Source organism: Prosthecobacter debontii (genome assembly GCF_900167535.1).
Taxonomy (GTDB): domain Bacteria; phylum Verrucomicrobiota; class Verrucomicrobiia; order Verrucomicrobiales; family Verrucomicrobiaceae; genus Prosthecobacter; species Prosthecobacter debontii.
Genome location: NZ_FUYE01000003.1, coordinates 291832 through 317666 on the forward strand (window position 1 = coordinate 291832; position 25835 = coordinate 317666).

The 25835-nt window shown below is 56.5% G+C and carries 17 protein-coding genes; 5 read left to right on the plus strand and 12 right to left on the minus strand.

Annotated features, from left to right (window positions below; genetic code table 11):
- Position 1: 1 nt before the first annotated feature.
- Positions 2 to 1573, minus strand: coding sequence for an MBOAT family O-acyltransferase (locus B5D61_RS06120; RefSeq protein WP_078812436.1), 1572 nt, complete (start codon positions 1571 to 1573; stop codon positions 2 to 4).
- A gap of 6 nt (positions 1574 to 1579) precedes the next feature.
- Positions 1580 to 2206, minus strand: coding sequence for a DEAD/DEAH box helicase family protein (locus tag B5D61_RS06125; protein ID WP_078812437.1), 627 nt, complete (start codon positions 2204 to 2206; stop codon positions 1580 to 1582).
- Positions 2207 to 2374: 168 nt separating this feature from the next.
- On the opposite strand from B5D61_RS06125, the gene ychF reads away from it, so the two are divergent.
- Positions 2375 to 3490, plus strand: coding sequence for a redox-regulated ATPase YchF (gene ychF, locus B5D61_RS06130; RefSeq protein WP_078812438.1), 1116 nt, complete (start codon positions 2375 to 2377; stop codon positions 3488 to 3490).
- A gap of 75 nt (positions 3491 to 3565) precedes the next feature.
- Here the strand turns inward: ychF and B5D61_RS06135 are convergent, their stop codons facing one another.
- From B5D61_RS06135 to B5D61_RS06160, 6 genes are all read right to left on the minus strand, one after another.
- Entirely contained in the window at positions 3566 to 3931 is a 366-nt protein-coding gene (locus B5D61_RS06135) for a hypothetical protein (RefSeq protein ID WP_139373098.1), read from the minus strand.
- Positions 3932 to 4031: 100 nt separating this feature from the next.
- Positions 4032 to 6518, minus strand: a complete 2487-nt coding sequence (locus B5D61_RS06140) for a heme-binding protein (protein ID WP_245846479.1) — start codon at positions 6516 to 6518, stop codon at positions 4032 to 4034.
- Positions 6519 to 6653: 135 nt separating this feature from the next.
- Positions 6654 to 16394, minus strand: a complete 9741-nt coding sequence (locus B5D61_RS06145; RefSeq protein ID WP_078812441.1) for a choice-of-anchor I family protein — start codon at positions 16392 to 16394, stop codon at positions 6654 to 6656.
- A gap of 185 nt (positions 16395 to 16579) precedes the next feature.
- On the minus strand, positions 16580 to 17437 hold the full coding sequence (locus B5D61_RS06150) for a metal ABC transporter permease (RefSeq protein ID WP_078812442.1): 858 nt from the start codon (positions 17435 to 17437) through the stop codon (positions 16580 to 16582).
- Positions 17438 to 17450: 13 nt separating this feature from the next.
- Positions 17451 to 18230 (minus strand): metal ABC transporter ATP-binding protein, encoded by a 780-nt coding sequence (locus tag B5D61_RS06155; protein ID WP_078812443.1) that lies wholly within the window; start codon positions 18228 to 18230, stop codon positions 17451 to 17453.
- Positions 18230 to 18772, minus strand: a complete 543-nt coding sequence (locus tag B5D61_RS06160; RefSeq protein ID WP_176159250.1) for a hypothetical protein — start codon at positions 18770 to 18772, stop codon at positions 18230 to 18232. The genes B5D61_RS06155 and B5D61_RS06160 overlap by 1 nt, the downstream gene beginning before the upstream one ends.
- Before the next feature lie 69 nt (positions 18773 to 18841).
- Here B5D61_RS06160 and B5D61_RS06165 point away from each other — a divergent pair, with 69 nt between their 5' ends.
- The 3 genes from B5D61_RS06165 to B5D61_RS06175 all read left to right on the plus strand — a co-directional run bounded on the left by B5D61_RS06165 (position 18842) and on the right by B5D61_RS06175 (position 22080).
- On the plus strand, positions 18842 to 19720 hold the full coding sequence (locus B5D61_RS06165) for a hypothetical protein (protein WP_078812445.1): 879 nt from the start codon (positions 18842 to 18844) through the stop codon (positions 19718 to 19720).
- An 86-nt stretch (positions 19721 to 19806) separates the two neighbouring features.
- Positions 19807 to 20550, plus strand: coding sequence for a BamJ family beta-barrel-assembly machinery protein (gene bamJ / locus B5D61_RS06170; RefSeq protein WP_078812446.1), 744 nt, complete (start codon positions 19807 to 19809; stop codon positions 20548 to 20550).
- A 183-nt stretch (positions 20551 to 20733) separates the two neighbouring features.
- Positions 20734 to 22080: a Gfo/Idh/MocA family protein gene (locus tag B5D61_RS06175; RefSeq protein ID WP_078812570.1), complete on the plus strand. Its 1347-nt coding sequence runs from the start codon at positions 20734 to 20736 to the stop codon at positions 22078 to 22080.
- Positions 22081 to 22179: 99 nt separating this feature from the next.
- Here B5D61_RS06175 and B5D61_RS26150 read toward each other — a convergent pair whose 3' ends face one another.
- The 4 genes from B5D61_RS26150 to B5D61_RS06190 are packed head-to-tail and all read right to left on the minus strand — an operon-like array spanning position 22180 to position 24889.
- Positions 22180 to 22335: a hypothetical protein gene (locus B5D61_RS26150; protein WP_176159251.1), complete on the minus strand. Its 156-nt coding sequence runs from the start codon at positions 22333 to 22335 to the stop codon at positions 22180 to 22182.
- 48 nt (positions 22336 to 22383) lie between these two features.
- A complete protein-coding gene (locus B5D61_RS06180) occupies positions 22384 to 22989 on the minus strand; it encodes a molybdenum cofactor guanylyltransferase (RefSeq protein WP_078812447.1) in 606 nt (201 codons plus the stop codon).
- An 8-nt stretch (positions 22990 to 22997) separates the two neighbouring features.
- Positions 22998 to 24269, minus strand: a complete 1272-nt coding sequence (locus B5D61_RS06185; protein ID WP_078812448.1) for an alpha/beta hydrolase family protein — start codon at positions 24267 to 24269, stop codon at positions 22998 to 23000.
- Positions 24270 to 24325: 56 nt separating this feature from the next.
- A complete protein-coding gene (locus B5D61_RS06190; RefSeq protein ID WP_139373099.1) occupies positions 24326 to 24889 on the minus strand; it encodes a hypothetical protein in 564 nt (187 codons plus the stop codon).
- An 86-nt stretch (positions 24890 to 24975) separates the two neighbouring features.
- Between B5D61_RS06190 and B5D61_RS06195 the strand changes: the two genes are divergently transcribed.
- A complete protein-coding gene (locus B5D61_RS06195) occupies positions 24976 to 25758 on the plus strand; it encodes a creatininase family protein (RefSeq protein WP_176159252.1) in 783 nt (260 codons plus the stop codon).
- Positions 25759 to 25835 lie beyond the last annotated feature (77 nt).

Sequence of the window (25835 nt, forward strand, 5' to 3'; positions counted from 1 at the left end):
ATCAAAACTGGAAATAGATAAACTCCTGCTCATGGGCCACCGAGCTGACCATCGCGACAAAGAGGAGGACGAAAATGATGCCACGCACGGGCCAAGGCAGAGCCGTCAATTCCGCCTCATCTCGAGGCTTCCACGTCGCTACCTGGAGCAAGATCAAAGGCACAATGTGAAACACCAGCCAGAGGGCGGGATGCATCCAGTCTTCACTTGGAGCCCAGACCGTCAGCGCATGCAGCCAGACGCCGAGTTGCGTCATGGTTTGAGCTCGAAACAACGCCCAACCGAACAGCGTCAGAACGAACATCAAAACAATAGCTCCTGTTCGTTTAGCACGCGAAGTCGCAACCTCCAAAGCTCCTAAACCGGGAATCACCCGGTAGGCCGTGAGCATGGCTGCATGATAGCCCCCCCACAGCACGAAGGTCCAACTCGCACCATGCCATAGGCCTGCCAGCAGCATGGTGATCCAGAGATTCACCACCGTGCGGACCGTACCTACCCGGTTTCCACCTAACGGGATGTACACATAGTCGCGGAACCAACTGGAGAGTGTGATGTGCCAACGCTGCCAAAAATCCGATGGGCCCGTCGAGGAATACGGGAAGCGGAAATTCATGCTCAGATGAATCCCCAGCAAACGGGCCGAGCCTCGTGCCAAATCGGTGTAACCTGAGAAATCACCATAGATCTGGAAAGCAAAAGCGACGATGCCCAGCAGTGCCCATGGCGCATTCGGCGTCGCCCCTGGATTGAAGACGTAGTTGGCGATCAGCGCGCAGTTATCCGCCACGAAGATCTTTTTGAAGCCACCGATGAGCAGCAGGCGCAGGCCAGCATGTAGATGCTCCCACTCCCACACCGCCGCCTTGGTAAACTGGGGCACAAATTTGGCGGGCCGCTCAATCGGTCCTGCGACAAGCTGCGGAAAAAAGGCGAGGTAGGCCCCAAAGGTGATCAAATCCGGCACCGGTTCCACCTTGCCCTTATAAACGTCCACCGCATAAGCCACCGACTGAAAGGTGTAGAAGGAGATGGCGACCGGCAAAATGATGTTGGGCAGTGTCCAGCCCGGATCCATCCCCACCGAACCAAGCAACGCCACCAAGCTTTCCGCGAAAAAGCCGAAGTACTTGAAGAAGATCAGCACCACCATGTTGGTAATGATGCTGAGCCACATGAAGCCGCGCCGGCGAGACTCCAGTGACCACGTCCAGATCCACTCATGGAGCGGCACGAACAGGAGAGGGAAAATTGCCGCTGCCGTTAAACTCGCCGCACTGATGCTGACATGATCCCTGCAGAAATACGAACAGCCCCCCAGCCAGATGAGCGGCAGCAGGGTAGTCACAATGATTTTTCCCCGGGCTTCACGCTGCCCGACCATCGAGCGGGTGCAGAAGAAATCGATCCCTGTCGAAGCCAAGAGCAGCGCCAGAAAACGCAGGTCCCACATCCCGTAGAAAAAGTAACTCGCCGCCAGGAGCAGAGCCATCCGCCCGAGCCGAGGAAGCGGCCAGTAGAGAAGAACGATGAGCGGAAGAAAAAAGGCGTATTGCCAGGATGTAAACGACATGGGGCATCAACTTGCCAACCAGCTTACAGCCAGACCACTCAGCGGAAGTGATGCCCAATTCAGCACCGACAACGCAGCCTGAGCGGACGGTTCCCATGCCAGCGGCGCGCGACCATGAGTCTCGACGAGGCACAAGTCAAAGACATGATCAGCCTCAATTTGAATGTCGTCGGACGAATGAACCGTGCGCAGGAATCGTGCCTCCCCCCCTTTTTCTCGGTTGATCAACCGCACACGCCGAACCTCCTCGGGACATCTGAGCCGGAGAATCACATCACAACGATCTAGGCGTTTGTGAGGGGAGACATTGACATAGATCACCAGTTTTTTCTTTCGCAGCCAATGCTCAAAAGGGGCGAGGTTGTCTCTTTCCAGGGATTTGCTTTTGATTCTCCGGGTAAAAATCCCCAAGAACGGCACCGCCAAAATGCTGTCATCCACCACGGCAATCTGACGTCTCGAAATACTGCCCAATCCTTCTTTACGGATTTTCTTACCCAGGGTGGATTTGCCACTGCCCGACTTTCCGGTGATGCAAAAAACGACTTGTTTTTGAGTCTTCATCAACTCCTTCAAGGTCCTTTCCAGAGTCTCCTGCCAGTTCTGAGGGGAAAGGGGGATCGAAGCAGCCATGCGAGTCAAAGGGATCTTACATTTTGCAAAGTGACAATTCTGTCGCCGATGGACCCGCGATCAAGTCTCAACATCAGGCAATTTGCCAGAATCGTCACCTAGCCGGGGTTTTCTACAACACACTTTTCATTCGCACCCGCCGTTGGACTGGCTATCCTCGCCACCCTTATGCTCCAAGCTGGAATCGTCGGCCTGCCCAATGTGGGCAAATCCACCCTCTTCAACGCAGTCACCCGCACCCGCAAGGCGGAGGCTGCCAACTACCCTTTTTGCACCATCGAGCCCAATCAGGGCGTTGTCGTCGTCCCCGATGAGCGCCTCGCGGTCCTCTCCAAGATGAGCGGCTCCCAGAAGCTGGTCCCGGCGGCCATTGAGTTCGTCGACATCGCAGGCTTGGTGAAAGGCGCAAGCCAGGGTGAAGGCCTCGGCAACAAGTTCCTCAGCCACATCCGTGAGGTGGACGCCATCGTTCACGTCGTCCGTTGTTTTGAAGGCGGCGACATCACCCACGTGGACGGCAGCGTCGATCCCATCCGCGACATTGAAGTCATCAACACCGAATTGATCCTGGCGGACATGGACAGCGTGACCAAGCGTAAGGCCCGCACGGATAAAGACGCCAAGCGCGGCATCAAGGAAGCGCAGGCCGAAAACGCACTTTGCGAAAAACTGCTGCCCCACCTGGACGCCATGAAACCCGCCGTCACGCTGGAGCTCAATGACGAAGAGAAGAAGCTTCTCAAAAGCTTCTTCCTTCTGAGTGGCAAGCCTTGCATCTACGCCTGCAACGTTGCCGAAGACGAACTGGCCGAGGCTTCCAAGAATCCTGACAAGCATCCCCAGGTGTCCAAAGTGCGTGAGTATGTGAAGCACGCTCATGCCGCCAGCGCCACCGTCGTCAGCGCTGCCATTGAGTCTGAACTGAGCGAGCTACCTGAAGAAGATGCCAAGGCTTACCTCGCCGACCTCGGCGTAGAGGACAGCGGTGTAAACCTGCTGATCAAGAGCGCCTATTCCCTGCTCGGTCTTCAGACCTACCTGACCACAGGAGAAAAAGAAACCCGCGCCTGGACCATCACCAAAGGCATGAAAGCCCCCCAAGCTGCTGGCGTCATTCACGGCGACTTCGAGCGTGGTTTCATCGCCGCTCAGATCGTCCACTTCGACGACCTCGTCGCCCTCGGCTCCGAAGCCAAAGCTCGTGAAGCGGGTAAGCTGCGCATCGAAGGCAAAGAATACGTCATGCGCGACGGCGATGTCGTCGAGTGGCGTTTCAATGTGTAAGCTGAATTGAATCCAATTTAGCCGACGTACGCTTTGATTGAGCGACGTCGGCTTTTTTGTTTACCCGGCAGCAGATTACGGAAAATTCAGCAGGATCAGCGAAGCGGCCTTCTCATCAGAGGTTGAAAAGAGTGCATAGATCCGGGTGTGCCGATCGAAATCAAACAAATGAAACTCCTGGGAGCCATGGCTGGGAATCGTGTATTTGCTCTTGCCTGTGCCACACCAATCAAAGGAAGTATCGACCCAGCGCCCCCACTTGTACTCTTCAACATAAGTTGACGGCGAGGTGGCCTTGCTACCGTAATAATAGATCGGTTGGTCCATCCTGTTCGTGACCTTGGCGACCCTTTGGCCATCCGTCCCTTGAATCAACTGAACTGTTGGGAGTTGAGGGAGTGGTGGCTCTGCAGCTTCCTTCAGAAGTTTGCGCCAGCCCATGCTTGTGCCTGTCGAACAGCCGCTCACACAAAGGATGAAGAGAGGCAAGATGCACGTTCCGAGGAGGCATTTCATGATGGAATCTCAAGCTTGGAAAAGTCTACTTCGTGCGGAAATAAGGGTGCTTAGGATCGCCCTTGCTCAGTAGATAGGCCAAGAGATCGAGAATGTCGTCCTCTTGGAGCATGTTGACGAGTCCTGCAGGCATCATGGAGACCTTACTCGGCTCGATGCTGGCGATGTCACTGCGCTTGATGCTCTGGATCGCATTGGGGTCCAGCATGTTGATGTTCACCATCAGCGTGTCCTCTTTCAGGTTCATGATGCGGCCCACGATGAGTTTGCCATCCTTCATCTTGAAATCCATGCTGCCATACTGGTCGCTGATTTCCTTGCTCGGTTCGATGATGGATTCCAGCAGGTCTTTCGGACCGAATTTACCGGAAACACTGGTGAGATCTGGGCCGACAGCACCACCTTCGAAATTGAAACGATGGCATCCGAAACAACCCACAGCGCCAAAGCTATTGCGGCCGTTTTCAAAGTTACGACCACCTTCCAGGCCGACGTGCAAGACTTTCTCTAGATCGGCCACGGTCCAGTTTTTGACATAGCCTAACTGCTTGGCTCCAAAGGTCGGCGCTTTAGCTTCGGGCTTGGCCTCCAAGATTGCTTGAAGCACCAGCTTTTCCGCATCCGTCAGGCCTGCAAGGCTATCCCGTTTGATGTCTTCAATGAACAGGCCAAAACTGGCTCCCCCTGTATAAGTGGCTGCTCGTTGGAACCACTTGAAGAACTGCTCACGCAGCTCCGGGGTCCAACCAGCCTTAGCAAGGCGCAGGCTTTTGGCATAACCGATCTGCTCTTCTTGTGAAGGAGCCCCATTGACGAGGGGCACCGTTTTCGCCACCACACCTTCGTCACCCAGATAAACCAACATCTCACAGAGATCCTGACTGAAGCCGACATCCTTATGCGGGAACAATGGCGCAAAGCGAGCGATCGTGCTCTTCTTCTGCTCTGCCGTAGGCTCGCCCAAACGAAGAAAGGCAAGCGTGTAGTTACGCAGCAAAGTGATCTGGCTCAGAAGGTCCAACCCTTCGAGAGAAATCTGATCCAGGGCCGCGATCACGGCGGATTGGTCTTCCTTAGCGCCATGACGGATCAGCGCCATCAAGGCTGTCAGAGCTGCACGTGGCTCTTTTTCGCCTAACGCTTTGTCTTTCCACGAAGCCACAGGCTGATGCTCGATGGCGATACGGGCGGCATTGCGAATGAGACGATCCGCATGACCGAGATGAGGCCATGCTACAGCCACGGCCTTCTCATTGGCTGCACCGTGGTAAGCTTCTAAGCTGCGACGCAGATCATGCAGCTTTTTGACCTCGCCCTCCAGAGGTTGGGGCGCGGGAGCCGTGGATTCACTGCCGGTGTAGGTCACGCGATACAAGCCCGATTGGGTTTTACGACCTCCAATCGCGAAGTACATGGCTCCATCTTGGGGATTGATCACCAAGTCGGTAAGAGGCAGTGGCTGGGCACTCAGAAACTCTTCGAAGTCGGCGCTATAGCCTGCCCCGTCAGGCTTCAGATGCACGGCATACATTTTGCCATAGCTCCAGTCATTGATGAAAAAAGCCTCCTGATACTTGGCCGGGAACTTAGCACCATAACCAAATTTAGTTCCTGTCGGTGACCCTGGGCCAATGTCTTTGACGGGAGGCACGCTGTCTTCCCAGCGCACAGGCCATTTGGCCGAACCATTGCGCCAGCCAAATTCACTACCACTCAAGACCTGACAGACACGCGTGGGGCGATACCAAGGCAGGCTCATGTCCCACTCCATGTCGGCATCATAGGTGAACAGATCGCCTTCACGATTGAAGTCAGCCCCATACTCATTGCGGAATCCCGTGGTGATCAGCTCCCATTGCTTGCCATCCAAACTGACTTTGGCCACCCATCCACGTGGGGCCTGAGCGTCCTTCATGAAACCACGCCCATAAATGCGTGGCAGCAAAATATCTTCCTGCCAGACTGCGGGCACACGGTTCTGGGTGAACTCCGTCAGAGGCGTCTGGTTTCCGACTACGACATACACGCTCTCACCATCAGGCCCTGCGACGACGTAGTGAGGTCCATGCTCACCAGCACGCTCGGTGTAGCCACGCAGCAGTTCCACCTTGTCGAATTGATCATCGCCATTTGTGTCGCTGACTTTGTAAAGGCCGCGCCCTTGATATTCGTCGCCATTCACCTGGAGATAAATCGCGCCCTTCACGAAGGCCATCCCTTGAGCTGCACCGATGGCCAGATCCATCTTCTCGATCTTCGTTTCCGAAGGGCTGCCATTGAGTACTGGAGGGGTGATGCGATACAGCGGCCCGTATTGGTCCGAGGCGAGCAGGCGGCCTTTATCATCCAGGCACATGCTGACCCAGGAGCCCTGCTCGGTTTTGGGCACGGTGTAGAGCAGCTCCACCTTGAAATCCTTTTTGATTTTGATCTGGTCCACCGGCGTTGCGGCTTCATCCGCGAGCAAGGCGGTGGATGCGAAGACAAGAGACAGAAGATAACGGACTTTCATGACGGGTGGTTGGGACGGAACGCGGTTCGAGAAAACCGAGCAGGCACAATCAAACGTCAGATTGACGGCAGATAAAACAAAAAAGGCCGCCGGAATCATCCGGCGGCCCTGAATGGATCAATCTGGACCTGATTCTTACTGTTCCAAGATCAGTGCCGCCGTGCGGAAAGCCTTTTTAGCTCCTGCCACAGGCACTTTGATCAAACCTGCGCCCACTGTCTCTTCAAAGGACTCGTCCTGAAGAAGAACTCCTGTGGTGGCTGCCTTACCAGCGAGATTTTCCTCCCCCGCAGGAAGACTGAACGTGCCGGTGAAGCCGCCGTCGGCTTTGGCGACGGAACCGGTCCATGAGACAGGCGCGGTGGTAGTGGCCGTGAGCTTGAACTTGCTGTCCAAGGTGAATTGGGTCGGCAGCACCGGCGAGTCATTCGGTGCGGCATTGGAGAGACCGGAACCAAAGATTTCCACTTCCATTAGGCTATTCGTGAGACCCAGGCTTGTGGCGAGTTCGGTGGCGGTCCTGGTCGGCGCAAAGCGGCTCACCTTAGCGGTCACCTCCAGTGGTTCGGCAAACCCGGCGGGGTAGCTCAGTTCCTTGCTATCGGCGGCTTTGAACCACTCCAGACCTTCGGGCAAACGTTGAGGCAGGTTCAGCGGCTGGCCGAGATTACCCAGGGTGACCACACCTCCGATGTAGGAAGCTTTGTTCTTGTAAGGCTGAGCCCACAGGAGAGCTTGACCGGTCGCGGAGAGATTCACACTGAGGGTCACACTCTGGGCATCTCCTAAGAGCCCTTTCACTTTGATGACTCCGGTCTTGCTGACGCTGCCCTTCGCCCAACCGATGCCAGCGGGGTAGGCGATGCCATCCTGCTCACCTGCATCGAAGGCTGTGACGATCTTCTGTGCCACCGGCGGATTCGCGTTCTTAGCCGTCAGGCGGAAACCGCGCTGGGTGCCTGTGACTGCACCGGCCTCATAAGAACCGCTGGTCAGCGGTGACTGCGTATCGATCTCCACCGTGGCGGTCAGCGCAGGCACGTTCTTCGCGGCCTTGAAGGTCAGCTCCACCTCAGCGGTGGAAGAGCCTTGAGTCAGCGCAAAACTACCCTTGGTCGAACGACGTGTCGTGCCTGCATACTCCAGAGCGGCCGAGTAGCTGCCCGCACCGGAGACCGTCATGCGCAGCAATCCTTGTGGCTGACCCTCTTCCGTTTCCAGAAGGGATTCATAACCACCCAGAAGCACCGCTGGGAAGGCCAGCACGTTCAGGGTCAATGCGTCCGAACCAACGATTACCTTGCCATCCTTCTCCATGAACTGCAGCGCATAGCTGCCGGGAGCACCGGTCACCTTGCCTGTAATGGTGTTGTTCGTCGCATTGAAAACAAGGCCGCCAGGGAGCTTCCCGACCAGAGCAAGAACGTGATCTTCATCTTCCAGCAAGCTGCTGAGATTCATGCTGACCACATCACCGACGCGCAGCATCGCCGCGGGGTGAGTGCCGAATGCGATTTCATCCGCATCGGAGATACCATCTCCATCCGTGTCGCTGGCATTTGGGTTGGTGCCTGCGGCCAATTCATCATTGTCCGAGATACCATCGCCATCGCTGTCCTGAGCCACTTCAAACGGAACCACTGTATCCATGCGGAAGTTCAGGTTCTGAATGCGGAAGTCACCGAAAGCCGGGGTATCGGCCAAGTTATAAGCCGTGGCCGGAGTGGCATGACGGCTGGTGAGGTAATCCGCCAAGGTCTTTTGCTCGCCCAAAGCATTGGCCGGAAGCTGTGGAGTGACGGTAAAGTCGAGTTCTTCATTGGCAATGATCGGACCGAGAGAACCGTCTTCCAGCAGGTAGCGGAAGTTGCTGCCATTGGCCTTCATCGGATAACCGTCGCCATTGTTGGCCAGGAAGTTCAGCGTCACCATCTGGATGACCGCCGGAGCCGATGGGTTGTAAGTGCCGTTCTTGTAGAGAGTCACCTTGATCTTGTTGCTCTCATCAATCAGGGCGATGGAAACCACTCGGCTATTGGCGGGCAGATCGGGATCCCAAGCGAAAGCCACACCCCCCACTTGTGGGAAACGTCCTTGGTTAGGCCAAAGAGCCACACCATGCTCCAGAATGGCCTTCAGACCCTGAGGAGTCGTTTCGAAGGTCATCAGACGGTTGTTGAAGCGCAGTGCGTTTTCAATATCGAGCTGCGAGATACCCCCTTCAGCCTTGCCGACTGCTGGGTTAGCCGGAGGAGGCAACTTCACCGAGCTACCGCCAGCACTGGACACCGCTCCGATCTGGGCACGAATGCCGCCGCCGTTCTTCAGGGAGACGATCGGGATCGCGCTATCAATACGGTCACGCAGCAAGACGGCATTGGCATCAGCCGACATGCTCCCGAAGTTGGTTTCCTCGCTGCGCACAAAGTTACGCTCACCTTCCAGATACACGTTGGTGTAGCCATAGACCATGCCGTCTTTGGCATTGATCACCGCCTGCACCGCATCGGTGATGGCTTTGACCGCAGCGCCCTTGGTGCCAGAGGCGAAAGCTGTCGTGCTGAGATCATCCTCACTCACGTTCCAAGCAGCGGCCACATTGGCAGCGGTGGAGGCATAAGCGCCGTTGGTTCCTACACGATCGGTCACGCTCTCTAGGATGATTTCACCATTCTCATCGAACTCCACGCCCAAGCGCCCCAGATAGGTGAACTCGTTGTCGGTATTCACGATCAACGTGGTCTTAGTATCGGTGCCTGCGGTGATGATCGGGTAAGTGTCTGCAAAGTTGGCCGAATGTCCTGGGAAGGCCACCGCCACATCATCCGCGTCGCCGAGACGTGTGTTGGAACCAGCGGCCAGAATGATGTCCACGCCATGGAGTTTGGTCGCCAGACTGCGCTCGTTGGAGAGCTGCTGCAGGTGAGAAAGCAGGATGATTTTGTTCACCCCTTCCGCGATCAGTTCATTCACATAAGGCTGAACCTGATTGGCCAACAGATCTATGTTGTCCGTTTCACCATTGGCTCCGGTGCCAGTCGGGAAACCTTTCACTTCGGTGCCACTCGGGGACGAGATGCTCTCGATCAGCTGAGTGGTCACACCCACGATACCGATCTTCTCGCCGCCTTTGACAATCACCGCCGTGGGGACAATGCGCCCGTTGCTCAGTTCAGCTTCAGGAATCAGGCTTGTGGTGCCATCCAGAGGGATATCGGTGAAGCGTGCATTGGCCGCACTGTCACCCGAGAAATCCAGGTTTAACGAAATATGTGGGAACAAAGCTCCACCCCACGCTCCCGCAGGTGCAATGGCTCCCGTGAAGACCGCCGTGCCGAGGTCCCACTCATGGTTACCGATGGCCGAAGCTTCAACACCGATGAAGTTATGAATGGCGATATCGGGGCGGGCAAAGGCGGTGGAGCCGATGCCTGGCACGTTGTTCAAGGAGGGATCGGTGCCTGCATTGAGGAAGGGGCTTGGGATAAAGTTATCACCACCGGCCAGGATCAGGGTATTGTCATACTGATCATCAAAAGCATCCACGAGAGCTGCCAAATGAGGTGCGGTTTCAGCGGCCAATAAGCCGGCTTCTGCATCCGCCAAGTGCAAGACCTGAAGGGTGAAGTTCGCCGACTGCACACTGAAGAAGGTCAACGTATTGCTGGACTCGTTGGTGACCGCGATCATCGGAATCCCGTTGGGGGATTTGGCAGCAGGGATGAATTGAATCCCCTCAGGGTTCAGATCATCTGGGAAGCTCACCAATCCAGCACGAGTCACGCTGGCAGGATTGGTCACGTCATAGATGATGATCGTGCGATGACGTTCAAGGCCCACAAAGGCGTAGGTGCGGCCATCGATGACACCGATCTCGATGCCTTCCGGTTCTGGGCCTTTGTTGTCACTACGTGCATCGTCGAACTGCGGAGCACCGATCGCGGCCATGGTGGTTTCGATGTCATCTCCACTGTCATAGATCATGTTGCCTTCGGCATCCAAGATGGAGAAGGAACGAGCTCCATACATGAGAATGCGATCCACATCACCGTCATTGTCCGTGTCGCCACGCAATCCGGGAGAATTGGAGACCGTCAGACGGCCCATCTTGGCAGTGTTTTTCAACTCAGCGGCATTTGGAAACACGGTCGGATCAAGCACATAACCCGCATTGCCTACCGTCGTCGTCTCGGTCGGACTGGTCAGGAAGTCATTGCGGTCATCGCCTTCGTTCGCGATCACATAGTAGGTTTGGCCACCCGCCTTGAAGGAGGAGATGCTATCCGGCATGTAGAGACCGAAAACAGGGTTCCCCGTCGTGAGATTGATCAGATTGCTGGAGCTGGGTCCGTCCCGATCACTGAAGTCGGCCAACAGGGTGGAGAAATCCTTCTCACCCAAGGGCAGAACGTCTGTGAAGGTCGCCGTTGCGATATCCAAAATGGCCACAGCATTGGCCTCTTGAAGAGTCACCATGGCCTTGGTACTATCGGGAGAAACCGCAACATATTCAGGCTCGAAGTCCAGAGAAGGCAGACGCAACACGCTCGATTCTTCAAAGATGCGCACCCCAGCGGCCTTCAACGCGGCGGCTTGGGCATCGAAAGCCGTGAAGTCCGCTGTCGCCACCGTCGGGGCTTCGAAGCCTGCGGAGACATCGATGATGCTCACGGTGCCTGGGTTTGGATCCGTGCCACCGAGTTGATATTCACCTTCATCAGCCGTCAGCACCTTGCGACCATCGGGGCTGAAAGTGACCTGGTCTGGCAGATACCCTACCTGCACTTTGCTGATGAAGGAGCTGTCCGCGGCATTCAGGAACACCACATGACCACGCTGAGTTTTATCCGCATTGGGGACGGCGACCGCCACAATGCCGTTGAAGACATCCACGCTGGTTACATCCGAGGAATTCAAGCTGACCGGAGCATCCGTGAAAGTGAGGGTCTCAAGCAAATGAGGAACGGCCGGATTCGTGATGTCCACCACCTGAAGCCCAGAACTCGAGGTCACAAAGACACGCTTGCTGGCCGCATCGTAAGCCGAGATTTCAGCACCCGCTAAATGGAGCGTGGAAACACGAGCTAACTTCAGCGGGCCTTGGGTCACGGTCGGCGAAGGAGGTGCCACGGTGCGACCAGGAGAACCCAGATCCGTGCCGACAGCTGCCTGGAAGCTTCCATAATTGCTGCCCGTGGCTGCTGTGTAGCGAGGGCTCTCTGTGCCAGACGTGGGCACCCAGATCAGCGCCACTGAATCAGCCGAACCACCTGCCGAAGGACCGGCATGGCCACCCACGGAAGCATTACCATCTTCACGCGTGAACCCGCTGGCAGCATAGCTGAAGAAGAACAACTCATTGCCACCGCTTTCGAATAGGGAAACACCGTCGTTTTGGCCGAGACCAGGAGCGCCAATGGTTTGGAACACCTTCACAGTCTCATCCAGCCCCCACCAAGCACGGAAGGCCGTCGGAGAAGCCGTCGTGAAGATGACCGATTCACCAGCATCAATGGTGGAACCGCCAGGCAGCACATAAGAAGCTGCAGTTGCAGCGGAGCGACCACTGTCATGCCAGCCGTAACCCGCAAGATCCACAGCTTCAGTGCCGAAGTTGGTCAGCTCCCAGTAATCGCTCACATCACCAGGGGTTGTTTCCGATTGGTTAGACTGAATTTCCGTCAGCACCAGTTTGGTGGTGATAACATCGCCATCGTCAGTGACGGTCACGGTATCGATACCCGAGGACAGGTCCGCTGCAGCAGCCGTGAGGGTCACCCCTTTGTCGCCATCGGGGAAGCTGTCATTGACCGCGCTCACCTCAAAGGTGGCGGAGCTTTCACCTGCGAGGATGGTCACCGTGGCCGGGACCGTCGCTTCGGTAAGATCGCTGGAGGACAAGTTCACTACCAACTCAGCCGTGGTGCTACCGGTGCGCGTTACCGTCCCTGTGGCCGCAGGGTTAGCGGCGCTTTCGGAAAAGGTGTCTGGAGCGATGACCAAGGTCAACTCATCCGTCGGAGCGGAGCTCAAACCGGTATTGCCAGGGGAACCGATATCCGCCGGATTGATGCTCGAAGCAAAAGCCCCAAAGGTGCCCACCGTGGCGGCTGTATAGCGAGGAGTGTCGGTGCCGAATCCAGGATCAAGCACAAGCGCCTGAGCAGCAGCACCACCACCGGATGGGCCTGCGTGACCACCTGCGGATGGGCTGCCGCTCGATTGGGTGAAAGCACCCCCGGCATAGCTGAAGAACAGAATCTCGTTCCGGCCATTGTCATAGAGCGTGATGCCATCGTTTTGGCCAAGCCCAGGTGCAGCAACGTTCGTGATGACTTGCACGGATTCATTAATGGCCCACCAGGAGCGGAAGCTCGCGGCATCCATAGCGGTGAGGATGATGGATTCACCAGCCGCAATCGAGGTGCCGTTAGGGATCGTCACTCCGCTGGCGAAAGTGCGGGCGCTGTCCGTCCACTTCCAGTTGCTCAGATCCACAGTCGAGGAACCGGCATTCGTCAGCTCCCAGTAATCAGCCGAACCAGAGCTAGTCGGGTTGGAGTGAATCTCGGTCAGCAGCAGCTTGTATCCAGGGGATGCATCACCATCATCAGTCACGGTCACGTCAAAGGTGCCTGCGTCGGCTCCACTGGCGGTCGCCGTGATCGTGGCGACTTTATCGCCGTCCGGGTAGTTATCGTTCACGGCGGTGACATCAAAGGTGGCGGAGGCATTGCCGGAAAGGATGGTCACCGTTGCTGGCACGACAGCTTCGGAGTCGTCATTGGAAGCGAGGTTCACGACCAAGTCATTCAAAGTGCTGCCAGTGCGTGTGACCGTGCCTGTGGCGGCGGGATTGCTGGCGCTCTCGGAGAAGGAGCCGGGAGTCACACTCACCATCAGAGCCAAGGCAGGACTGGCCAGTTCAGCAACACCGGGAGAAGCGGTCAAATTGCTGTTGTTGGTCGCTACAAAGGCACCGTTCACACCTGCCACGCTCAGGGTGCTGATTCCTGCATTGTTTAAAGCGATCGCATTGTCAAAGCTGGCCAGTTCAGGCCCGCTCGGTGAAGCGCCAAAGAAGACCTTCGCCCGCAGGACATTGGTGCTGTCATAGAGGTTCACCGCATCCGAGCTCGTTCCCAAGCCCACGCCAGATCCGGTATAACCACCCACCTGGAGTTCAGCCGGAGGATTGCTGCCGAACCAAAGGTTGAGGAACGCCGCTTTAGCTGTCGGCAGGTCGGTCGTCTCAATGAAGATCACGGACTCACCTGGAGCGATGGTGGTCACCCCGTTCAACGCCACAGCCGCTGCTGGAGATTCCGAGCTGTCATCCATCTTCCAGCCTGTGAGGTCAATCGCATGAGCCGTGTGATTGGTCACTTCGAACCAGTCGGCATTCAGCGGTGCGACACCGCTCGACCAAGGAGCCACTTCGGAGATAAACAACTTACCCACGGTCCCAGGAGAACCCACAGCATCCGAATCATTCGCTGCCGTAAAGGCATCATTCACACCAACGACGCTCATCGTCGTGATCCTTGCGCTGGTCAGCCCGGCCGCGTTATTAAAGGTCGGGAAAGGACCCGTTGGAGAACTGCCAAAGGTCACGCTGCTTTGAAGCACGCCGGAGCCATCATAGACATTCACCTGATCTCCACCCGTGCTGAGGCCAATGCCGCTACCGCTGTAGGTGCCAATTTGCAGACCGGCTGGGGGACTCCCACCGAACCAGGTGGACAGGAACAAGCTCGCTGTGTCGGTCGGTGTCGAACTCTCGATAAAGATCACGGACTCTCCCGGAGCGATGCTGGTAATACCGCTGAGGGCGATGGCACTGGCGAAGGAAGCCGAATCGTCATCCACCTTCCAGCCCGTGATGTCCACAGACGAGGAACTTGTGTTGGTGAGCTCAAACCAATCGGCACCTACCGGGCTGCTACCGCTGGACCAAGGAGCCACTTCGGAAATGATGATCGCTGGGAGCATCGGCGTCTCGATTTCCACATCGGTGATTGCCAAAGTATAATTGACGCTCGCATCTGGGGTTGTGGTTCCAACACTGGCATCATCCACCTCAACAGTGAGGCTGTAGCTGGTCTTGGTCTCATAGTCCAAAACGGTGCCGGCTTTGATGTAAAGCGCACCCGCTACGACTTCGAAATCTGCAGCATCAGCACCGGTTAGGGAGATCACGTTCGTGCCAAGGCCGTCATCAGTGATCGAGATGTCCGCCACCTTCACACGACTCCCGGTATTCGTGGTTTCGGGAAGACTTGTCACCGCATTGTTCAAAGCCACGGCGGTTGGCGCTTGGTTCGGCACCGAAGACGGCGCGTAAACCCAGAGCTGCGGATGATCCGCATCACCACCGCCGTTTTCACTCACGACATAGATGAGGCCATTGCGGTCCATCGTGATGCCCTCATGCTGCTGGGCCGCAGCCGTCAGTGGGTTGCCTACATCACTTTGGATATTGAGCCTGCTGCTGATATTGCCGGAGCGATCCACATTGACGATGCTCGCGGATTCTTGGCTCAGCACCAGCAGGTTGCCGGATTGCGCACGACCATTGAGCGAAGGCAAATTCGAAAGAGCAAAGACATCCGCCACATCCAGCATGCCGAGCAAGGCCGGATCGAAAAGGTTCGTGGAACTCTCCGTGGTCGGCGAGCCGTTGGTCGCGGTGCCTGCCTCGAAATCAACATTGGTTTGGAAGATCCCAATCGGATCGATTTCCTTCAGGCAGATGAAACCACCAGTCTGGGGGTCGTAGGATAAACCTTCGGTGCCCGTATTGGGAACGAAGGTGCCAATCTTCACGGTCTTGGCCCCACTACGAGAGAGAGTCGTGCCTGCAGCGTAGGTGAACAGAACGAGCTGGCGATCCCGCTCTTCACTCATGACAAACTGATTGTTACCGATGTAAGTGATCCCTTCCGGATCGTAGAAATCCGTGCCTTGCGGGCTGCTGCCAGTCGCGAGCGTCATGGTGTCCACCAACGCACCCGTCTTGGTGACTTGCACAATCGATGTGCCGCCATCCGCTGTGATGAAGAGGGTATCGGTATCCCAGTTATAAGTCACCGCAGAGGCTTCTTGAGCCAAGAGGTTGATGCCATTCGGTGGTGTCGAGCGAGTCGGCTCAGGCAGGTCGTAGCGGCCGATCCGGATGTAGGAGGAAAGATCCACCTCGAGAGGCAAACCCACCTTGCCTGGCGATCCGAGATCCGTGCCGACAGCCGCCTGGAAGCTACCGTAATTGCTCCCGGTCGCATTGGTGTAGCGAGGGGACGAAACGCCGCTGGAAGGCACCCAGACCAAAGCGACAAAATCCGCTCCTGACGATGGCGCACCTCCAGAAGGGCCTGCATGTCCGCCTGTGGAAGAAGAGCCATTTTCACGTGTAAATCCTCCCGAAGCATAGCTGAAATAGAACAGCATATTCCCCGCATTGTCGAAAAACGACACCCCATCGTCACCGCCCAGACCTGGAGCTGAGAGACCACCCGTGGGTTTGAAGACCTTCACATAAGAAGGCAAGCCCCACCATGTTCTGAACACCGCTGGATCCGTATTGGTGAAAATCACGGATTCATAGGGGCCAATACTTGCACCGGACGCCAAAGCATAGGTCGCCGCTGTTGTTCCATTCTTACCGCTGTCATGCCAACTGTAGCCGGTTAGATCCACGGTGGTGCCACCAAAATTGGTCAGTTCCCAATAGTCGTTCTTACCGGTAGGTGCTCCTGCGGATTGGTTAGACTGCACCTCGGTGAGGATCAATTGCGCCTGCGCACTCGAGGCGAGGCCTCCGAGGGTCAGCGCTAGGCTGCACAAGGCAAGAGGGATGCTTTTGAAGAGACGTTTCATGGCAAGGGGGGAAGAGCGCCACCGCTTAACTCCCTCTACCCCGCCCACTCCAGATCATGAAGGTAACAATTCCGCCACCTCCCATCATGAAACACTTGTTGTTATTCCAACAAGGATAGGACCTCACAAATACAACAGGCAAACACCAGCCTAACCGTGCAAAATTTCTGTCACGTCAGCTCCTCTCAAACTCGGCCTCGACGGCTGAAAAGTCCGTATCGAGGACTGAAGATGTAGGCCAATAGGAAAAGCCCGCCGAGCACCACGATGATACTGGCACTGACGGACCAACCTAATGGGTAGCTGAGAAAGAAAGCTGCCACGGAGCCAAAGGCTCCAATCAAGCCCCCGCCCCAAAACAAAGCGCGTGCGTTGTTGGTGAGCAGATACACCGTGGCCGCAGGGGCCACCATCAGCCCCACACTGAGAATGCAGCCCACCGCTTGAAGAGATGAAATGAGCACGAGAATGGTGATGCCAAACGTGGCGTAATTCAAAAAGCGCACCGGCACCCCCAAACTGGCCGCGATGTTCGGCTCAAACAGGTAGATCAGCAAGGGACGCTGGAGCGCCGTCAAGGTCAATACGGCTAAAGCACTGATGCCAAAAGCGATCCACATGTCACTATCTGCCATGCCGACGATGCTGCCAAAGAGCCATTCATCGAGCTTCTGCCGTACATTTAACTGCGTGAGAATCAGATACCCCCCAGCAAAGGCCGTGGTGTAAAGAATGCCCATGGAGGTGTCTTGATCCAAGCGAGAGGTGCGCGAAAGAAAGATCGAACCCAACCCCACGATCAAGGCCGCGAAAATCGCCCCGGCGAGAGCACTCCACTGGCTCAGGCCCACCATCAAGACGGCGAGGGCAATGCCCGGCAGCAACGCGTGTGAAAGCGTCCCCACTTTGAGGGCTGACTTTCTCAATACGACGAACGCGCTGACGAAGCCATTGGCGAACCCAATCATCAAACAGGCGAGCAGCGCCCGCTTGGCGATGGGTTCAGAAAGGAAATCCGCAAGAGATGGAAGGTCGGCAGACATGGATGGATAGGAATCAATGGCCGTAGGCCTCAGCAACGCGTTCGGGAGTGAAAGCCGTGGCGACCTCGCCAAAAGCCACTTGGTTTTTTTTGATCAGCAGCACATCATCGAAGTTGCCTTTGACCGTCTGCAAATCGTGGTGGCTCGCAATGAGCAATCGCCCCTCGGCAGCCAGTTCACGAAAGAGACGTGACAGACTCTCTTGTGCAGGTTTATCCAATCCGGTGAACGGCTCATCGAGCAAGAGCACATGCGCCTCCTGCGCCACGGCCCGAGCAATGAAAGCCCGCTGCTGCTGCCCACCGGACAGAGCGCTGATCTGACGATCCTGAAGATCCAGCAGATTCATCGTGGTCAAGGCCCGCTGAACGATCTCGGCATCATGACGGGAGTATTTCCGCCACCAACCGAGATTGGGATATCGACCCATCTCGACGAGCCCTCGAACGGTGATGGGAAAATTCCAATCCACATCCCCGCGCTGAGGCAGGTAAGCGATCTCATGGCTGCTGCGCGTCAGTGGCTTACCACGCCAGATGATGCTGCCGCTATCCGTGCGCAACAGACCGGCCAGTGCCTTGAGCAGAGTGCTCTTGCCCGCGCCATTGGGGCCAATCAAAGCGATGCTACGCCCGCATTCCGTGCTGAAGTGAATGCCATCGAGGGCCAACACTTCCTGGTAGCTCACCCGCAGGTTCTGCACCTCCAGGCGGTGATGATGCGAATGCGCGCAGCCACCGCCGCCCCAGCAGACGTGTTCCTTACGCAGGCTATTTTCAGGATGGGCGTGCATTACCAGGTGAATGTGAGGACTTCGTCCAACGAGCTTCCCGAGGACCAGCGGGTTTCGCGGTGGATTTCAAAACCATCCGGCTCCAACTCCACCGTCAGCGCGGTGTCCGGGGTCCCTTCCGGCCATGTCGCCGTCAGGATGAGATCATTGCCTTCATGCGAGATTTCGATGGCTGTGGAGAGTTCAGCCGGGGAAGCCGAAAGATCCATTCCTTTCAGCAGTTCCTCATCACCTTGTTTGAGACTAACACTGAGCGGGCGGTGCGCATAACGAAGCCGAGCCAGTGTGGGCACCTCGACATGGCGATGCTCCCCCTCGGGATGGTCGGTGCCTCCTTTCACCACTCGCTCCTCCCCCTCATGGCCATGATCTTCATGACCATGAGCCTCGGTTTCCTGCGCATGCATGGCCGCACCCGTGGTGAGTTTCGTCAAAGGAAACGCCAGCAGGCCAAAGGCGAGCCCGAGCAGGAAAATTTGAATGGGTGGAAAACCGCGCATTATTTGCATTAACGTCGTGGCAGCCACCTTGGCCGTCAACATGAGAGAAAGAAGGATTCGAAGGGAACTGAGACATTGACTACCCTCCGTCCATCTGAGTAAAACCATTAAATGCCTTTCTCGCATCCTCTACAAACGGCCGCCATTCTCTGCGTTGTGGCGAACTTAGCCTCCGCCCAAACGGACTCTGCCGTCCCACCTCCTGACGTCATCACCATCACCGTGGGAGACAGACCGCTGAAAATTCCGGCGCCTGAGGGCTTCGTGCGCTGTGATGGCATCGATGCCGATTGGGATCAGATCACGACGTCCGTGCTGCCCGCCAACAATCACATGCAAGTGACCTTCGGCACACCTGCCGACCAGGAGGCGATTCGTAAAGGCGAACCGACGGACTATTCGCGCAACTTCAACGTCCAGTCCATCCGCTCGTTGGAAACGCAGGAGATCGGAGAAAAAACTTTCGCCAGTCTGCGCCAGAACATGAAAAAGGAACTCTTGGCGATGCGCGACAAAATCGAAGCCGACGTGCAAAAGCTTGTCAAGCAAGGTAACCGTGAAGTCTCGGAACAGTATGGGGTCGATGTGGCCCTCAGCATCAACGATGTGGCCATGCTTGGTTTCTTTGAGGAAAGCGATACGGCGATCGGCTTCACGATGGCCATGAAGCTGGGAGCGGCGAATCCGCAAGGAGGACGGGATGAATCTCGGGCTGTGGTCGCTGCCATCATGACCCCCGTGAATGGGCGTCTCGTGAATCTCTATTCCACCGCCCCCTACAAGACCGAAGCCGACCAAAAAGAAGTGGAACGGTCCGTCACAGCTTGGCGAGATGCGATCATTGCCGCCAACCCCCGGGTGAAGGGGCCTGCCTTAGGTTTTGACTGGGAGCAGGTCATTCGCTCCAGCATCATCGGTGGGGCCATCGGGGCTGTGGTTATGCTTTTTCAGCTCTTCCGAAGAAAATCCGCCTCCACTCCTGTTGGGTGACGTTTCTTCTACAAAGAGTCCCTCAAGAGGCCTTTTCTTTCTGTTGACCTGTTACAAGACTTCTCCGAGTCTCGCCGCTCCAAATCATGAAATTCACACTTCGCCTTGCTTGCGCCGCATTTGCCGTCGCTTCCACACTGTCAGCTCAGACGGAATCTCCAAAACCTGCTGGCGAAGCTGCCGCTCCTGCTGCATCAGCACCGATGGACAAAGTCAGCTATTTCATCGGATCTCAAATCGGCGGTAACATCGCCAACAACTTCAAGCAGCAGGGCGTGGACATCGACCTGGATAGCTTCTTGGGCGCAGTCCGTGATCAATTCGAAGGCAAGCCTTCCAAGTACAAGCCTGAAGAGCTTGAAGCAGCCATGCAGGAATTTGAAAAAGTGATGCAGGGCAAGCAGGCTGAAATGCAGGCCAAAGCCGCTGATAAAGCCAAAGAAACCAAAGCTGCCGGTGCTAAGTTCCTGGCTGAGAACGGCAAGAAGGATGGTGTGAAAACCACCGCCAGCGGTCTGCAATACGAAGTGATCAAGCAGGGCGAAGGTCCAAAGCCTGTTGCCACTGACAAAGTGAACGTGCACTACCACGGCACCCTTCTGAATGGCAAAGTTTTCGACAGCAGCGTCGAGCGTGGTGAACCCATCACTTTCGGCGTGCAGGAAGTGATCAAAGGCTGGACCGAAGCTCTTCAGCTCATGAACGTGGGCTCCAAGTACAAACTCTACATCCCTTCCGAGCTTGCCTACGGCGACAACGGCGCAGGTGCTGACATCGGTCCCGGCGAAACCCTGGTCTTCGAAGTCGAGCTTCTGAAGATCGAGAAATAAGCGATTTCGGACTCGGTCCGATCCGTCTCCAAGACTCTAATGGCTGCCAGATTGGTTCTGGCAGCCATTTTTTTGGTCGAATTGGCCACAAACGCTCGCCCGATCTGTCCTTTTATGACAGAAAATGCACAAATGGTGCCGGGAAAGTCCGTTACCTCCCACCCGCCAAAGTTTATCCAACCCATGAGCTCTAATCCCAAGTCACGCCGTCAATTCCTGCAAACCGCAGCCGGGGCCATCACGGCACCCTTCATCCTGCCCTCCCGTGTCTGGTCGGCAGAAACCGCGCCCAACTCCCGCATCAATCTCGGCTTTATCGGCATGGGAAAAATGAACTCCGGCCATTTGGGGAACTTCCTGGGCCGTGAATCCGTGCAGGTCGTGGCTGTCTGCGACGTGGACACCAACCGTCGTGAAAACGCGAAGAAGAAGGTCGAAGAAACCTACGGCAAGAAAGCCGGCAGCGACTACAAGGGTTGCTCCGCTTACAATGACTTCCAGGAGCTCCTGGCCCGCAAAGACATCGACGCCGTCGTCATCGCGACTCCGGACCACTGGCATGCCTACATCGGCATCGCCGCCGTCAAAGCTGGCAAAGATGTCTATGGTGAGAAGCCTCTCACTCACAATGTCCATGAAGCGCTGACTCTGACCAAAGCGGTGCGTGACAGTGGCCGCATCTTCCAGACCGGCTCCCAGCAGCGCTCGAACAATCAGGAGTTCCGTATCGCCGCTGAGCTGGTGCGCAACGGGGTGCTGGGTGAAATCAAAACCATCACCACTTCCTTCGGTGACCCCGCCGGTGTTTACAATCTGGGTGAAGAAGCCATGGAGCCAGGCCTCGACTGGGATCGCTGGTGCGGTCCAGGCCCCTTGAAGCCTTACAACAGCATCCTCAGCCCACGCGGCGTGCATAACCACTTCCCAGCCTGGCGTATGACTCGTGAGTTCGGCGGCGGCATGATCACCGACTGGGGTGCTCACCACATTGACATCGCTCAATGGGCACTCGGGGTGGATGACAGCGGCCCTGTTGAAGTGCGCTCCCCTGGCGCAGATAAGAAGCGCGGTGCTCAGCTCGTTTACAGCAACGGCGTCGTCCTAACCCACAACGATGGCAAGGGCGTCTCCATCTACGGTACGGAAGGTGAAGTGCACGTCAATCGTGGGAAGTTCGAGTTCATCCTCGGTGGTAAAACCATCCACAAGTTCTGGGACAAGAACGAAGACAAAGGCACCTCCCTCGACCGTGAAGTGATCCTCACCGAGCGCGAATACCTCAAAGACGCCAAGGTGAAGCTGTACGTCAGCAAGAACCATCACGATGACTGGCTGAACTCCATCCAGACCCGTGAGCGCCCGATCTGCGACGTCGCTATTGGCGCCACCTCCGCCATTTCCTGCCACCTCATGAACATGGCTTATTGGAACGACGCCAGCTTCAAATGGAATCCTACCGAGCGCACCTTCGCTGAAGGCGGTGATCCGAAGTGGCTCACCCGCGAGTATCGCGGCAATTGGGTGGTCTGATCGAATTCTCAGCACTGCGGTGCTGAAGCAGTCCGTTCGTTGTGGAACCCTGCAAAGCGACCTCGAAAGAGGTCGCTTTTTTCGTGCCTTCGCTGCCCTTCATGCCTTGACCAGCACCGCCTCACGCAGGGCACCTAACCACTGATTCGCACGCGACCAGAACAATCGGAAATCCTTCCCATCAAACTTGCCGCGATACACCATGGCGACCCAACCCATGCCGACAAAGAAGGCTTCAGGCGGCCATACTCTCATGAAACCCTCAAACCCAAAATCAGGTATCACTTTTAGTTAGTATTTTATTCATCCCACCACCTCAGACCACTCGTCAGGTGTATTGGTATTGGCGAAATAAACCTGCGTTGAAGGCGATACGGGCTGCACGATGGCCAACCCCTGGTTAACGGCATCCTCGATCAAACGGCGCATGCTGAGCTGAGTGTCTTCGAGAGCCTTTTCCATCAATGGAATCAGCGCTGGCGTATAGACCCCGGCCAGAGGTTCGATGCCGTGACTGGCGCGGAAGAACAACGCTTGATCGGGAGGAAGCTCTGCAATCGATTCGCTCAAAAAAGCCGGATTCATCTCCGGCATATCCACGGCCAGCACCACCAGCGGCATTTGTACTAACGCCAGAGCCCGACTCACGGGGCCTATGGGACCGACATCGGTCCCTGGCGGATCGAACAACCACTCCACCTCGGGCTCCGCAGTCTGATGCAGACCCTGCCCTTCTCGACAGGCGACGATGAGCCGCGCTGGCTTCAGCATCCGCAGTTTTTGAATCTGGCCCTGCCACAGCGGCTTACCCTGCCAAGGCAGAAACGCCTTGTCCTCCCCCATGCGGGTGGAGCGCCCCCCGGCAAGCAAGAGCGCCGAGTATCCTGGAACTGGAGTTGGGTCAGACATACCAACCCTTATTCGGATCTCAGGCCGACACCGTTCACCGAAATCACTCGATAGGAAATGGCAGATGTGGCGGGCGTAGGGTCCACGAACTTCATCTCCAGCAGAGGTTTCTCAGGAGTGTCGTGGTAGGACATGGCTTGAAAAAGCGGACGTCCAAACCGGCTCGCCAGTTTCTCCGGCACTCGTCCGATTTCCTTACCCTCGCGGTAAACGATGAACTGCTGGAGACCGCTTTCGAAGTCCACCTCGGCCTGCCAGGTCACGACTCCATCTTTGACCTTCACATCCGTAGGACCAGGCGGTGGCGTGGTGTCATTCGTCGCCCCCGTTTGGATGTATTCCGCACGCAGTTTCGTCAGTGCCTCTGTCGGCATCCACGCTGCGGTTTCTAAGGCCCCCTTAAACTCACTCGCCTTCACCGCCGTCCTCTCATCCATCTCGGACAGCCAACCGTCACTGACTTTCACAGGCAGTAGCGCGGCGCCTTGTTTCGGCAAACGCATGGTTAGGCAGGTGTCCAAAAAGGGAATCGCTAAATAACGCGAGTCACCACACTCATGACCTGTCCTCGGATCGCGTGCAAAACCCGCCGGGGCTCCCTTAGCTCTCCAAGCTTTGAACATCGCACGATCTCCCACCCGTGCCGGGCCGTGACGTTTATCTTGCTCCTCTTTAAGACCGCCGTTGAAGCAAATCGGCACCTGATACACGGCTTCGCTCAGTTCCGGTTTGGGGATGTCTCCCTTCTCCCAAACATAATAGGCGGAACCCGAACGAAACCAGATGGCCGCGATGCGATCGGGATGCAGCGTGAGCATGAGGCTGGACCAGAAACCACCGCCGCTATGCCCCCACAGAGCCCACGGCACCTTCCCGATTTCCGGATGTCCTGACTGCTTGGCAAATTCCTCCAGGCTGTGTAGAAAGGCCTTCTCCGAGCCATTGCGGGGATCACACCACTTCCGACAGTCCTGTCCATCCTCCTGATGATAAGACGGGCCGAGCAGTGCACACCCATGCTTTGCTGCCAGGGCCTGCCAATGCAGATCATAGGCCGCTGTCTCACCGCCCTTGCAGGCTCCCGCGCCACAGCCATGCTGATGCACGATCACACCCCGGACTTTCTCAATCCCTTCCGGCAGCCACAGCGTGTAGGTCACCCCGTAGATCAGACCCTCCGGCTCTTTCGACGGGGGATACTCGACTGTGAGATAGCGACCCGCTACAGCTTGAGTGAAGAGCGGCAGCACGCAGAAAAGAGAGAGCAAAAACAGGCGCATGGTCAGGCAGTTCACCTGCAATCCCTCGCCACGTCAAGCCATCCCTCCCAGCGAACTCAACGCTGGGTTAATCTTGGCTCTTCGACAGGCTTGAGCTGCTTATCGTAACAGCCATTCTGCTTCAGCGAACCCAACTGCGTGGGCATTTTTTCCAACGTGGGAATGGAGGACTTCGCCAGCGCGAGTTGGCCCAGCGGATCTTTCACGACTAGGATCCAACCATCATACTTGTAGCCAAACTTCAAGCCCGTGGTGTCATAGCGGGTTGTTAAATCCGGGGCTTGCTCCTCCACGATTTGTCGAGCCGGCAGATTCACCTCAAAGTCATGCCGCTGCAGCACCTTGAAGACTTTCCGATCCACGGCGCTCTCCCCCACGAGCATGAAAGAGACCTGATGCTTCTCGTAGTTCTGTTTATTGTCCGTGTTGGTAAACTTGATACGCGGTTTGATCACCTGCATCTGGTCATCGAAATCTCCACCTTTGGTCTTCGCCGGACGGCTAATCATCACCTCCGCTTTGACACCGCGAAAGAACGGCACATCGACAAACTGCGCAAACGCCACCCCACCGAGGAACAGGATGGCACCGACAACTTTCACCAGGGAGCGATTCATCATTTTCATAGCGGGACTGGCAGGGAGTGACCTGCACGTGGTATTACTGGATTCCTGAGCGCCTGTTACAAAACTCACCCATCACTTTTATGACCTCCTCTCCCCGCCCCTGGATCCTTGCCGAGACGAACTGGAAGCATGTCAAAGACACCCGCTACGAGATTGCAGTCCTGCCCTGGGGGGCCACAGAAGCCCATAACTGGCACCTGCCCTACGCCACGGATAGCTATCAAAATGAAAGCCTGTGTGCCGAGGCGGGCCGCATCGCGTGGGACGCCGGAGCTAAGGTCGCCATCCTGCCTAACCTCCCCTTTGGTGTGCAGACAGGGCAGCTCGACATCCCTTTTTGCATCAATATGAACCCCAGCACACAGACCGCCGTGCTGGAGGACATCATCAGCTCCCTGGAGGGCGTCGGCATCCCTAAGCTCGTGGTCTTCAACGGCCATGGCGGCAATGACTTCCGTCAGATCCTGCGTGAGCTCCAGGCACGCCACCCGCGCATCTTCCTCTCCGTGGTCAATTGGTTCAGCATCAGCAGTGGCAAGGACATCTTCACCATCGTCGGTGACCACGCCGATGAGCGTGAAACCAGCCTCATGCTGCACCTGCATCCCGAGTTGGTTTTGCCGAAAGAAGACTGGGGCCCGGGCACGGACAACCTGTGGAAAATCCCCGCCATGAGGGAAAAGTGGGCCTGGGCTCAGCGCGCATGGTCGCAAGCCACCAACGACACCGGCTCCGGCGATCCACAGCACTCCACGGCCGAAAAAGGGGCTCAATACTTCGAGCTCCTCACCGCCAAGTTCGCCGGTTACCTCGTGGACCTGGCCGCAGCCGAACCTACAGCGATGTATCAGAAAGCGGAATGAACCAGTTGGGCTCTGAATCTCCATAAGAAGCCAGGATCATCACGGAGCGTTCCCAGTCTCAATAAAGGCCCTTCAGT